11 protein-coding genes are annotated in these 13,210 nt (G+C 45.9%); 6 read left to right on the forward strand and 5 right to left on the reverse strand.

Features of this window, described 5'->3' with window-relative positions:
• Positions 1-10: 10 nt before the first annotated feature.
• Positions 11-1,612 carry a glutamine-hydrolyzing GMP synthase gene (gene guaA, locus QUA40_RS05670; protein ID WP_445301126.1) on the reverse strand — a complete coding sequence of 534 codons (1,602 nt, stop codon included), beginning with the start codon at positions 1,610-1,612 and terminating at the stop codon, positions 11-13.
• Positions 1,613-1,959: 347 nt separating this feature from the next.
• On the reverse strand, positions 1,960-3,081 hold the full coding sequence (gene cbiD / locus QUA40_RS05675) for a cobalt-precorrin-5B (C(1))-methyltransferase CbiD (RefSeq protein WP_333122611.1): 1,122 nt from the start codon (positions 3,079-3,081) through the stop codon (positions 1,960-1,962).
• A gap of 118 nt (positions 3,082-3,199) precedes the next feature.
• On the opposite strand from cbiD, the gene QUA40_RS05680 reads away from it, so the two are divergent.
• From QUA40_RS05680 to QUA40_RS05695, 4 genes are all read left to right on the forward strand, one after another.
• Entirely contained in the window at positions 3,200-3,583 is a 384-nt protein-coding gene (locus QUA40_RS05680; protein WP_333122613.1) for a hypothetical protein, read from the forward strand.
• A gap of 307 nt (positions 3,584-3,890) precedes the next feature.
• A complete protein-coding gene (locus QUA40_RS05685; RefSeq protein WP_333122689.1) occupies positions 3,891-5,324 on the forward strand; it encodes an MFS transporter in 1,434 nt (477 codons plus the stop codon).
• A gap of 638 nt (positions 5,325-5,962) precedes the next feature.
• The gene (locus QUA40_RS05690) at positions 5,963-8,722 is read left to right on the forward strand and encodes a phospholipase effector Tle1 domain-containing protein (RefSeq protein ID WP_333122615.1); all 2,760 of its coding nucleotides are present in this window, start codon (positions 5,963-5,965) and stop codon (positions 8,720-8,722) included.
• Between the two features lie 243 nt (positions 8,723-8,965).
• Positions 8,966-10,168, forward strand: coding sequence for a catalase (locus tag QUA40_RS05695; protein WP_333122616.1), 1,203 nt, complete (start codon positions 8,966-8,968; stop codon positions 10,166-10,168).
• A 264-nt stretch (positions 10,169-10,432) separates the two neighbouring features.
• Here QUA40_RS05695 and rpsD read toward each other — a convergent pair whose 3' ends face one another.
• Entirely contained in the window at positions 10,433-11,041 is a 609-nt protein-coding gene (rpsD, locus tag QUA40_RS05700) for a 30S ribosomal protein S4 (protein ID WP_193975783.1), read from the reverse strand.
• A 47-nt stretch (positions 11,042-11,088) separates the two neighbouring features.
• Entirely contained in the window at positions 11,089-11,238 is a 150-nt protein-coding gene (locus QUA40_RS05705) for a hypothetical protein (RefSeq protein ID WP_333122618.1), read from the reverse strand.
• Here QUA40_RS05705 and QUA40_RS05710 point away from each other — a divergent pair.
• Together QUA40_RS05710 and QUA40_RS05715 are read left to right on the forward strand one after the other, a co-directional pair.
• A complete protein-coding gene (locus QUA40_RS05710) occupies positions 11,237-11,845 on the forward strand; it encodes a hypothetical protein (protein ID WP_333122621.1) in 609 nt (202 codons plus the stop codon). The genes QUA40_RS05705 and QUA40_RS05710 overlap by 2 nt on opposite strands.
• Before the next feature lie 88 nt (positions 11,846-11,933).
• Positions 11,934-12,281: a rhodanese-like domain-containing protein gene (locus QUA40_RS05715; RefSeq protein ID WP_333122623.1), complete on the forward strand. Its 348-nt coding sequence runs from the start codon at positions 11,934-11,936 to the stop codon at positions 12,279-12,281.
• A 270-nt stretch (positions 12,282-12,551) separates the two neighbouring features.
• Here QUA40_RS05715 and QUA40_RS05720 read toward each other — a convergent pair whose 3' ends face one another.
• Entirely contained in the window at positions 12,552-12,962 is a 411-nt protein-coding gene (locus QUA40_RS05720) for an AAA-like domain-containing protein (RefSeq protein WP_333122626.1), read from the reverse strand.
• Between the last annotated feature and the right edge of the window lie 248 nt (positions 12,963-13,210).

The following is a 13,210-nucleotide window of genomic DNA, read 5'->3' on the forward strand; positions in this document are numbered from 1 at the left end:
GACAATGGTATTACTCCCACTCGATCGTACCCGGCGGCTTAGAAGTAATATCGTAAACCACCCGATTCACCCCCTTAACCTCATTCACAATCCGATTCGAGATCAGTTCCAACAAATCGTAAGGAACCCGCGCCCAATCAGCCGTCATCCCGTCTTCACTCTTAATAAATCGCAGAACGATCGGGTAAGCATAAGTGCGCTGATCGCCCATCACCCCTACACTGCGAATCGGTAGCAAAACTGCAAAAGCTTGCCAAAGTTCACCGTACAATCCGTGCCGGTTAATTTCTTGGCGAACCACGAAGTCAGCATCCCGCAAAATATTTAGTCTCTCAGCGGTAACTTCTCCTATAATCCGAATCGCCAATCCCGGGCCGGGGAAAGGTTGTCGGTTCACGATTTCTTCCGGAAGCCCGATCGACCGGCCGACTTTTCGCACCTCATCCTTAAACAGTTTTCGCAGCGGTTCAATCAGCTTAAATCGCAAATCTTTCGGCAAACCCCCCACGTTGTGGTGGCTTTTAATTTTAACAGCAACTCGCTCGCCGCTTTTCGGGTCTGCATTAGTGTCAGCCGACTCAATCACATCAGGATAAAGAGTGCCTTGGGCGAGGTAGTCGAAGGGGCCCAGACGCTTCGATTCTTCTTCAAATACGTTGATAAATTCGTGACCGATCCGCTTGCGTTTTACTTCAGGATCGGTTATCCCTTCAAGTTGAGCTAAAAACCGTTCGCGAGCATTAACATATTCAACGTCAATATGGAATTGCTCTTTAAATAATTTTACCAACCGTTCTGGTTCATACTTCCGCATAAACCCTTGATCTATAAACATACAGGTAAGTTGGTCGCCGATCGCCTTGTGCAGCAAGAAAGCCAAAGTAGAAGAATCTACACCGCCGGATAGAGCCAGCAAAACTCGTTTCTCTCCGACTTGCTCTCGAATTTCGCGAATCGATTCCTCCACAAAAGTAGCTGTCGTCCAAGTCGGTTCGCACTCGCAAATGTGGTAAACAAAATTGCGAATTAAAGCTATTCCCCCGATCGAGTGAACTACTTCTGGGTGAAACTGAACCCCGTACAAATTTTTCTCGTGGTTAGCAACAGCAGCAGACGGAGTATTGTCCGTGTGAGCGAGGATCTCAAAACCCGTAGGCAGCTCTGTACAGGAGTCTCCGTGGCTCATCCACATCGTGCTGCCCTCTTCGACATTTGTCAGCAAATCCGTAGGATCGTCAATAAATAGCGATGCCTTGCCGTATTCCGCTAACTTCGATCGCTCAACCGTCCCTCCGAGCTGCTTTACCATCAACTGCATCCCGTAGCACACTCCCAACACCGGTATTCCCAAATTCCAAATTTCTGGGTCGCAGTGGGGTGCTTTTTCATCGTATACAGAACTCGGGCCTCCTGAAAGAATAATTCCTTTAGGATTGATAGCTTTTAACTGTTCTGCCGTAGTCCGGTAAGAAATAACTTCGGAATATACTTGAGTTTCGCGAATTCGACGAGCAATCAGTTCGGAATATTGCGAACCGAAGTCGAGAATCACGATAATCTGGCGCTCTATCTGCTCCACAAAAGAGTTTGTGAGGACTGATTCAGTTTCTATTTGAGTAGTCACGGTTATTGCGTAATTGCTAAGTGCTAATTGGGCAGAAAGTAGGGGAGGTATTTGTCGCGACTTCACTACAATACTGAGGAAGGCGAGCAAGCATTAGTCGCTAAGAATAAATCTTATTTATACTAGATTGCAGTCAGCGCTCGTAGTCGATTAATAAGGTCGAGGGCAAGCATAGATTTACTTAAATCCTTACCCTAATTAATTGAACTCTGGCGTCAAAAACTGCGTCCCCAAGCAACCTAGTATAATTAAGGTCTAGGGACAGAGAATTATTACTTGTTAAATATTATCCCTGACCGATGCTTTAAACATAATTCAGGGATATTCACACTACATTAACAAATTTGGGTCATAAATGTATCTCCTATATCACTTTTAACAATAATTTTGCGATCGCGCCCAAACATCACCGATCCCACGGGGATGTGCAAGTTAGTGTGAGTAAAAATGCAATCCGATGAGCGCAAGTCTATTTGTCGGGCGATGTCGCCGTAAATTCGATCGACCCAAGTGCTCCCAGTTTCCGCATCCAAAGCCCGCAGTTGCCCGATCGCCTCTTCGGCTGTCGCTGCGGCAAAAATGGCGGAACAAGCATCGGCAGGCATTCCAGCTTTAGCACAGTAAGCTGTGAGAATTTCCCTGCGCCCGTCAGCGAGGTGGTGGTGAGTGTGAAAAATTCCCGCCGCCAATTTCATCAGTTTCCCGTGATAACCAAACAGCAAAATCGATCGCACGCCCTGATATCCGGCTTCTACCAGCAGCGGGCCGAGCCAGTTAGCGGTTTTGACTAGCCTATCAGGATTAATCCCCTGTTGTCGCGCCAAATCCAAGCCGTTTTCGCCGATGCAGAACACTAAAGTGTCAAACCGTTCGGCTTTTTGTTGCAGTTGTTCGCGGTAAACTTCCAACTGTCCAGGGGCACTCAGGGGTTGAGAAATGCCAGTTGTACCCAGCAGGGAAAGTCCTTCTACCACGCCGAAAGCTTCGTTAGAAGTGCGGGTGGCTAATTGGCGCCCTGACGGCAGAATCAGGGTGACAGTAATTTTTTCTCCCCGTGCGAGTTCTCGGCTCAGATTCGATCGCAACAGTCGCATTGCGTAATCATAGATTGCCGCTCCTCCACCTGCTTTATGATGTCCAATTCCCTCCCCGCCAACAATCTTTATTTGTTCCCCTTCTCCTTCTCTCCCCAATTCCACCATTGCCCAAACAGGGGTATTGCGAGTCAGATCGAGATTGTCCCCCGGATCGGAGCGAGTCACGCCTAAAGCGGTACCAGTCTTGAGTACCGACGCCTGCTCGATCGGAATTTCTGCAGTTATTTGCGGTTCCAGTAAATTTACTGATACACTCTCTAGAGACTGAATACCCTCACGCAAGCATCGCAAAGCTGCAAGTGCGGCTGCACAGGCAAATACTGGCAGTGTATACCCGGATAAAGGTTGAGTTTTGGTCACGCTTTAATTCAGAAATCCCTAAATTTGCTGGCGATCGACATCACGCCGTAGCAGTGATACCCCTCAAGCATTTAAGCTTAATTTTATGGTTTGCTATTATCCGCAGTTAGGGTAATTTTTGTCAACTAATAATTTTGCCTACCACTTGCCGATAGCAGCCACACTTTTCTTGAGGTGCGTTAGCGGAACCCTCGTAGAGGATCGGCAAAAACCCACTTTGAAGCCTTACGGGCCGGTGCGGAGGATTTCCATAAACAACCCGGAATCTCGATTGCGATTGCTTGGACTGAACAAACGGATTCCCGGAATTAGGTACAAATCGTTAGCAGCTATACTCGGCAAGTCGATCGTCTTTCATTCTATAGATTTAGCTAGCCGTAAAGGTTTGAGAGCGGAGTGGAGGAGCTCGCGCGAAATTTGCTTTGGCCCTTGGGGCGACTTGTTTGAGGTGGAATTCGAGCAATTTTTGTCAGGCGAAATGCTGCGATCGCTTCCTTGTTAAGCCCTAAAACCTACTTTTGTAAAATTAGCAAATTTATATCTCCCAAGCGGTTGATGTTCGAGTAATCGCTTGCCGTCTATATTAATAACCATTACCCGGAAGTGCCAGTCTAGCTTTCAAGCTCACATCTTGAAGGCGTGGCTGGTTTTATCTTAACAGGCTAGCTCAGCAATTTTTAGCAGAAAGATTAAATTTTATTGACACCTGCGCGTGAAAAATAATTGAATGATCAGCCAGCCTCAAACCCTTTCCCAACCTGAGTTTGGCAGTTTTAAATCTAAAATATACAATCTAAAATCGATTGACTATGGTTGAACCAGTTGCAGAGTTAAATGAACCTCTATCTCTTCAGACTCCAGAAATAGTAGACCCGAAAATATTTCAGCTCGTTCTCTCTGCAAAAACAGCCCTCAAATTTTCTAAAAAAGACGTTCGATCGACCCTGAAAGCCTCAACTCTAGACGGCGTTTTTGCCGCTGTCTTCGAGTCGGCGACTGGCGGCGTGCTGCTGAGCAACTTCTTGCTGCAACTCGGGGCGAGCAGCGTGGAAATAGGTATATTCTCGGCTATTCCGATGGTGGTAAATCTCTTGCAACCATTAGGAGCCTACATCGCAGACCGCACAACCAGCCGCCACTGGTACAACGTATTTGTATTCGGCGTGTCGCGGCTGCTGTGGCTGGTGCTGGCGGTGGCAATTGTTTGGGGTTCCCAGCACGCAGACTCCCACCAACTGCTGCAATGGACACTGGTAACAGTCGTAGCAGCTAGCGTGCTGGCAGCTTTTGCCAATTCTAGCTGGTTCAGTTGGATGGCTGCCGTGGTTCCTCAGCGCTTGCGGGGACGCTATTTTGGCTTTCGTAACAGTGCTGTCAGCCTCATCACTTTGCTGGGAGTGCCGTTGATGGGATTGTCCGTGTCAACTTGGGACGGCGGTCCAATTTTGGGCTACGGTATTGTTTTATTGGTGGGTGTTGTGGCGGGAATGATTAGTTTAGGGTATCAATGCTTCATGGTTGATGTGAATCCCCAGCTATACAAAAAAGATGCACTGAACGATCGACTTACAGAGAAAAAAGAAAAGCAAATAACAGATTTTGTACCTTCTGTGCTGAAAGATTCTAATTTTTTAATGTTTATTCTTTACTTCAGCGTGTGGACATTTGCAGTTAATCTCAGCGCGCCTTTTTTTAATATCTACCTGCTGAAAGATTTAAGCTTGGATGTGAGTTTGGTAACGATTTACACCAGCTTAAGTTCCGGCGCAAATCTACTGCTGCTGATGTTTTGGGGTAAGTTAGCCGATCGCTGGGGAAATCGCCCCCTGCTAATTGCGGTTGGGCTGGTTGTGGCCTTAACGCCTTTGCTGTGGTTGGGTACGGGCAATTACCCGTTTGCCCTATGGGTGTGGCTGCCGTTGCTGCACTTGTTGGGGGGAACGACTTTAGGGGCGATCGGGCTGTGTACTAACAATATTCAAATGGAGATAGCGTCGATCGAGCAACCTTCGACTTATTTTGCGATCGCCGCAGCGGTTTCGGGATTAGCTGGGGCTTTGGGAACTACCGCCGGCGGCTTTCTTGCCGAACTTCCAGGCATGAGTTTGGGAGCATTGTTTGCCCTCTCGGCTGCTGTGCGGCTGGTAGGCTTGCTGCCTTTGGTTTTGGTGCGAGAACCTCGTAGCCAGTCGCTGCGGTCGATCGTCCCCACTTTTGGACGTTTCAAATTTAACCGGGGCTAGGAAATTTTCGCACAAATTTATCGATCGAGAAACCAGAAAAGCCCACACATTGTTAAAAACTTAAAGCACATCGCAGAAAATCTGAGAGTGACTGTAACAAATTTTAACCCCAAACACAGCCCAAATCTGCTATCCGTATGGCTAATACGTCACTATTATCTTGTCGCCAACCCACAAATCTATAAGATATAGCTGTTTTAAAAGCTGACAAGGCCGAGCGTAAATGTGTTTAAATCTGTTTGTTAGGTAGGGCGTCGGATCACTACTCCAGCGAGGAGAATCGAGCAATTTCCCAGAACCAAACCTACGATCTCAGGCTCGGAATTTTTTACGTTTTAGGAGAATCGAGCATTTTCCCAGAGCCCAACCTACAATCTCACGCTCGGAATCTTTTACGTTAAGAAATATAAATAAAATTCACATTTTAATACAACAAACTCGACTAGGTGGTGTTTTGGGACTAATATCCGGAGAATCGAAATAACTCAAGATTGCCCGGCCAGATAAAAATTTCGTCGAGCAAGAAATTAGGAGCGATCGCCAGACGCGACAGAAAAACGGGAATTGGCAATTCTCTTGTAACCGATTACCAAAGACAGGTCGCTATCAAATTTCAGATTCAAAGAGAGAATTTAAAAATGAAACGTCTGATCGTTTGTTGTGATGGAACTTGGCAACAACTAAATAGTAGTTACCCAAGTAATGTGGTTAAGCTTGCCCAGGCCGTGAAACGGACAGCCAGTGACGGGGTTCCGCAGATCGTGTTTTATGACGAGGGAATAGGAGTTGACAGTAACAAGATTGTGGGCGGAGTCACTGGGCTGGGAATCGATAAAAATATACAAGATGCCTATCGTTTTCTTTCTTTCAACTACGATCGTGGTGACGAAATCTATCTATTCGGGTTCAGTCGCGGTGCTTACACAGTCAGGAGTCTAGCAGGGATGATCTATTGCTCCGGTCTCCTATCCCGCCGTTATATTACCAAGGCATCAGAAGCTTACGAGCTTTACCGTGACCGAGGCCTTAAACCAAATGATGACAAAGCAAAGAGTTTCCGCAAAAATTACGGCAAAGATAACGGCGATCGCGTCCCGATTACCTTGCTTGGTTGTTTCGACACCGTTGGAGCCCTTGGTATTCCTCTTGTACCCGCCTTCAAGAAGTTTGAGCAACAGCTCAAAACAAAGTACAAATTCCACGACACCACTTTAAATAAGGATATTGAGAATGCGTTGCACGCCGTTGCGATCGACGAAATTCGCGAAATCTTTGATGTTACCCTGATGAAGAAAAATCCTGATGCCCCGAAGCAGAAGCTTCGTCAAGTTTGGTTTCCAGGCGAGCATGGCTGCATCGGCGGTGGTACGCCAGAATACCGCGGGTTATCAGATGCTGTCTTGAAGTGGATGTTGGATCAAATCAGTGACTATGAATTGAAACTGGAATTCGAGCCAGAGGCCATTGAGGATATCAAGCCTGATTATAAGGTTCCATTTAAAAACGATCCTGGGTTCTTCAAATGGGCAGGGATCAAGTTGCGCGACGTGAGGGAGACCATTGACGATCTTCATGAAAGCGCGATCAAGCGTTTTGAAAGCGTAGACATCCAGTACCACCCCAAGAATCTAGAACCGCTTTTTTTATCTAATAAACCCTTAAAACCAATTGAAGAGGAGACAGAAAACTCGCTCAAGAACCCGGAATTGAGGATTGGCAATCAATCACATCTACAAGAACCAAAAGTAAAAACAATTATGTCTTCAAAAAGAGACACATCAAGAGACGGATTTAAAAACAAGATCGAGACTTTGCTTTTAACTAACTTGAAACCGTTTTGGAGCTTCATTCAAAGCAACGATGGGCTGAGCAAAAAAGTCAACAAAACTCTGATTAACAATGCCATTCTAAAAATTCCAACTCGCCCCTATCCGTTTAGTGCCATGTCTCCCTACACCTCTTGGGATTCATTAAACGATCGCACTTATTCCGGACTCCAACTACCGCCTACGGATTGGAAGCCCTTAACGGATAAAAATTACATAGGGGTTAATTTAGCTCCCACCGAAAATTTTGAAAATAATCTTCCAGATGTCAAGGAACTGGAAGTCTTGTATCGCAAAAGAGGAGAGACTAAATACTCGCCCAAATCCTCTCTGATTTTCCCCTATTTCGTGCAATGGTTTACCGACAGTTTCCTGCGAACCGATCGACTGGATCAGCGCAGAAATAGTTCCAACCACCAAATAGATCTGTGTAACGTCTATGGGTTGAACGCAAATATTACTCGCCTGCTGAGGTCTCATCAAGGAGGAAAGCTCAAAAGCCAAATTATTAATGGCGAAGAATATCCTCCTTTTTACTATGATGAAAACGGACAGCCTAAAGAAGAATTCAACGGAATTCCCCATCTAATAGTCGGTGAAAATGAAAAAAAATCTGATAAAATTCCCTATGAAAAAAGGCAAAAATTATTTGTAATGGGGATTGAGTTAGAGCGTGTCAATGTGCAAGTTGGCTATGTAATGCTCAACGTTCTTAGCTTAAGAGAACATAATCGCGTGTGCGACCTCTTGGCAAAGAACTATCCAACTTGGGATGATGAACGCCTTTTCCAAACCGCCAGAAATATTGTGATGGCAGAGTTTCTGAAAATTGTGCTAGAGGATTATATCAACCACATTACTCCCTATAACTTCCAATTCTTCACCGATCCCCCAGCATTTAATCATGAAAAATGGTATCGCACCAATTGGATGTCGGTAGAATTTACTTTAGTTTATCGTTGGCATAGTATGCTGCCCGATAAGCTGATCCATGACGGCAAAGAAATGTCTATGCCGGAGACGATGTGGAACAATGATATGATTATCAACAAGGGTTTGGGAGCTATGTTTGAAGAAACTTGTTCCCAACCAGCAGCGCAATTGAGTTTATTCAATACGCCTGAGTTCCTGATTCCAACCGAGACAGCCAGCATTCGTGTAGGTCGTGCGGCGAAATTAAGAAGCTACAACGATTACCGCGAACTGTGTAAGTATCCACGGGTGACAGATTTCGCTCAAATTACTAGCAATGAAGATGTCCAAAAAGAATTGAAACGATTGTACGGTCACGTAGACAACATTGAGTTGTATGTGGGACTCTACGCAGAAGATCTGCGGGCCAATTCAGCCTTACCTCCTTTAGTCGGACGACTGATAGGAATTGATGCCTTTTCTCAAGCTTTCACTAATCCGCTGCTGGCTGAAAATGTCTTCAATCCCGAAACTTTTTCACCAGTAGGTTGGGAAGAGATTATGAATACCAAGACCCTTTCGCAGGTGTTGAATCGTAATGTTCCTCGCGGTAAAGAGTACAGAGTTTCTTTCTATAATGAGGGTTGGAAACGAGCTTAAGGCTCTGACGGAACACGAGTAGGGTTACAAATTGTAAAGTGTACGGCTTTCTTTCAAATATATAACTCCTATTCAATAATAGCCGACAGTCGCAGTGGTGAGTTGTTCGTGGTTTATAGGAGTACCCAATTAACGGCGAAAAACTTACACCTGATTTCCCTCGACATGAGGTTAAAAATTAGGTACATTTCAAGGGAAAAATGCCAACCATTATCGCCACAATCAGCTTTTAAAAGGTTATTTATGAGCAAGAAGTTATTTACCGAATATCCAGAACAGAACGAACGCAAATATTACGATCTTTTGGTTGAGCAGGCCAAGCTTCGGATGGATAATCTTTACGGCAATAAGGAGCGAGCGCTGCGAGATACTCACGCCAAAACTCATGCCTGCGTTAAAGGAACTCTGGAAATTTTTGACTTTGATGAGGAAGCGATTAAACGGGAATTGGGCAAACGCGCTTCGTTAACTTCTTCGCAACTCAATGGGATTTCCCTTAAGCAAGGTTTGCTGGCAAAACCCAAACAATATCCTGTTTGGTTGCGATTTGCTAACGGGGCTACCAAAGTATACCCTGATTACCAAAAAGATTCGCGGTCAATATCAGTGAAAGTCATGGGGGTTGAAGGGGAACGACTCGCGCAAAGCCACGAGTCAAAAACCCAGGACATCATTGTTCACAATTCAGAGATATTTGTGAGCCAAACCATCAAAGACTACTACGGCTTTTTTTCTGCTCTGGTTGAATCACCAGAGGCATTGAAAAAGTGGCTAATCCGACATCCCAAACACTTTCTAGCGGTCTCGACGCTTACGGGTAGCCGGACTCCGAAGAGTTTGCTAACAGCCAAATATTGGAGCGGTTCACCCTCTGCTTTGGGTCTCAATCCCGATTTCGATCCCTCGCAACCTGGTGTAATTCCTGTCGAATATCCTGCTGTAATTAAGTATGGGTTTACTCCGGTTTCATGCAAGCCACCGCACGAGATAATTCCCGAACAATCTCGACCGGGAATTCCTAAAATTCCCTTTGTCGATCGCGCTAAAGCCTTGGGTTTAGATCCTAATCAACCAGACAATTATTACCGGGACGATCTAATTCAAGCTCTGGGGAAACCTGACGCTCAATACTGTTGGGATTTTGGCATTCAGTTCCAAACCAGCCTCAAAATGCCGATCGACGATGGCATCAATGTCTGGAAGGAACAGGAATCACCCTTCTTGAGAGTAGGTCGTCTCACTGTCAAGCATCAGATTATTGATTATGAAAAACAATCTGATTTCAACGAAAACCTGCGATTTTCTCCTTGGAACGGCTTAGCAGTTCATCGTCCAGTAGGCGCCATCAATCGGATACGCGGTGTTGTTTACCCCGTTGTAGCGAATTATCGCCTTCAAAAGCGAGGTCTTGTTCACCAAGAACCTACAGGAGAAGAAACATTTTAAGGGAATAATTTGGGGTAGGACATGATTTAATGCCATCAACCAGTTCTCGTCAGAACAAATGGCAATTCCAGGAAGTTAAGAAACGAAACCTTCAAAAAATCCCATCCCTTTTTAGGGGGTGGGAGTCTTGAAAATTATGAATTCTTAGTCCTTAGTCCTTATTATTCAGTAGCAATTAATCAATAACTGGGTTCGTACCCAATTATTAATTATTCTGCTAGCAACTAACTGATGACTAATGACCAACGACTGATGACTAATAAATTAGGCTTGACGCGAGTAGTATTCCACCACTAGCAGTTCGTTAATCTGTAGAGCAATCCACTCGCGTTCGATAACGCCATTAACTTTGCCAATTAGTTTTTGCTTATCAAATTCCAAGTGATTGGGCAAGTGAGCCAAGCCTGGGTCTTTGAGATTAGCTTCTACCATTGTGCGCGAGCGCTCTCTATTTTTCACAGCAACTACATCACCAGGCTTGCACTGATAGCTGGCGATATTGACTTCACGGTCATTGACAGTTATGTGACCGTGATTTACCAATTGTCTAGCGGACGGAATGGTTGGAGCCATTCCCATCCGAAACACAGTATTGTCCAAGCGCATTTCCAAAAATTGCAGTAACACTTGACCTGTGGAGCCGGTGACACGGCGGGCTTTGCGGACGTAACGGAGCAGTTGGCGTTCCGTCACACCGTAATTGAAACGGAGTTTTTGCTTTTCTTGCAAGCGAACCGCGTACTCAGAGAGCTTTTTGCGGTTTTGACCATGCTGTCCGGGCGGATAATCTCGTCTGGGGGTTTTGCGGGTTAGACCGGGCAACTCTTTCAGGCGACGGACGATTCTTAATCGGGGGCCTCGATATCGAGACATTTATTTTCCTCTCTAATCTCTGTATGCAATTTTATGCAGACTCTATATTATATGTTTGTAACGGTGAAAAATCCCACAAAAATCGATAAAAAAAATCGATCGACCGCAGCCATCCGTAATGTGCGGTAAATTTTGAAGTAAAAGCCGATCGCGCGATCGTCCCAACCAGCCCAAAAACTCACAAATCGAGCTGCCATGCACAACCGCAATTTTTCCCGCACAGCTTCCCCAAAGCCAGCACCGCGCTGGATGTTGGCTCTCGGCACTCCCTTAGTCGCGCTGAGTTTGTTAGCAGCAGCACTGCCAATCTCGCCAGCATCAGCAATCACTCTGAGATTCCCGCGAAGTCAAAATCCCTATCGCGTCTGCGCTAAGGAACTAATCGAAGCCGGAGTAGGGGCCGAGGCAGCAGCAGCAGCTTGTGCCGACGCCCTCCACCCCCGCGATATATCTCGATGCGCCCTGCAAATCAACCGCAAAACCAATATTTCTGGCCTCGAAGCGCTCTCTAGCTGTCGGGAGGTGAGGCGCCCCGACGAATTGACTACTTGCGTGGTGAATATTAACAGCAAAACTAAAACTCAACCTGCTGCTGCCCTGTTAGTGCTCGATGGGTGCCGCCGCAGTTTATTACCAGAACTGTTTGCTGAATGTGTAGTCGGGTTGAGCGGCAGGCTCGACTTTCCCACTGACAAGTTAGTCGCCACTTGTCTCGACCCCAAGGGCACAGTGAGCCAGTTGGACGGGCGCCCTGCACCTACCCCTCCTGTGGAGCTAATTCCACCGCCTGCGCCCCCCAATTAATAACGGTTAACAGTTAACAGTCAACAGTTAACTGTTAACAGATTTATGACTAATGACTGATGACTAATGACTAATTTTTTTTAATCCTATGTCAGAAAATTTTGCTCAAATTACAGTCGAAGAATTAGGTCGCCAATTAGCAGAAACCAATGCTGAGAAATTGCAGCTTGTGGACGTGCGGGAACCTTACGAAATTGAGCTGGCTGCGCTGCCGGGATTTGTAGCTTTTCCGCTGAGCGAGTTTGCCGAATGGTCTGGTGAAATTGACGATCAACTCGATCGCGACACCGAAACCCTAGTTCTGTGCCACCACGGAGTGCGATCGGCTCAAATGTGCCATTGGTTAACCGAGCGAGGATTTACCAATGTTAAAAATATCGTTGGCGGCATTGATGCTTACTCAATGGTGGTCGATCGAACCGTCCCCCGCTATTAACATCAAATCCAGTTCTTAACTATCCTTTTCTTCAGAGTCCGCGCGGGCGGACTTTGTAAGCTAATCCGCATTTAAATTGGAGAGTAAAATAAATCTTTCCCTTTGTGGGGTGGGCATCCTGCCCGCCCTCAACATACAAATTAAATGCACCACAGCTTATGTGTAGAAATCAATTATATTTTCCCCGAATTACCTAATTAAGCTGTTCATCATTTAAATTTTCGAGGCTATCTAAGCCAGTAAAGGATTTCAACCTCTGAAATACGCATTTTAAATGTGCAACAGCTTAACAGCAGCCAACCGAAAATTTAAAAGCTTACTCATAGTGAGCCGATCGCGCCCCTGCCTTTTCGAGTCATAAAGAGCCTCATCAGCCGCCAGTAGCAGCGTTATCGCATCATTCTCCTCGCCCGTAACAACGCTGCCAATTCCCAAACTAATTGTTACGACAGCACGATCGACTACCGCGTGAATTATCCGCAGCATCAGCGAACTTTTGCCCATTTTTCTGGGAGCTTTAATGCGAACAAGGCCTCCGGGTTTGCTAATTTCTGCACAGGCCAGGGCTTCGGCCCCTGAGGGATCAATATAAAATGGAGAGTCAAGCGGTATGGGATCGCCGGGAAATTCTAGGTCAGCAACTGTTTGGATTAAGTTTGGTAATTTTTCGAGTCCTGCCATAGTCCTTGCACAAGGCGATACCCTGACTGTATCTTACCTTTGTCAGGTTAGGGGGTAGACGAGCGGTGTCCAAGATCGATCGACAATCCTAAAAAATCTAAGTTTTTAGGGACTTCCCGGAACTGACTTTGCTATAGTAGTGTCACTTTACCCAGTCTCAAACCCTGCTTCAACACGGCTCTGCAGATCGACAAAAATTCGACGGTAGCCCAGAGGCGATCATTCTTGGCCTTTACCGGAAAAATAAC

The organism is Microcoleus sp. Pol11C3, from assembly GCF_036701485.1.
GTDB lineage: Bacteria > Cyanobacteriota > Cyanobacteriia > Cyanobacteriales > Microcoleaceae > Microcoleus.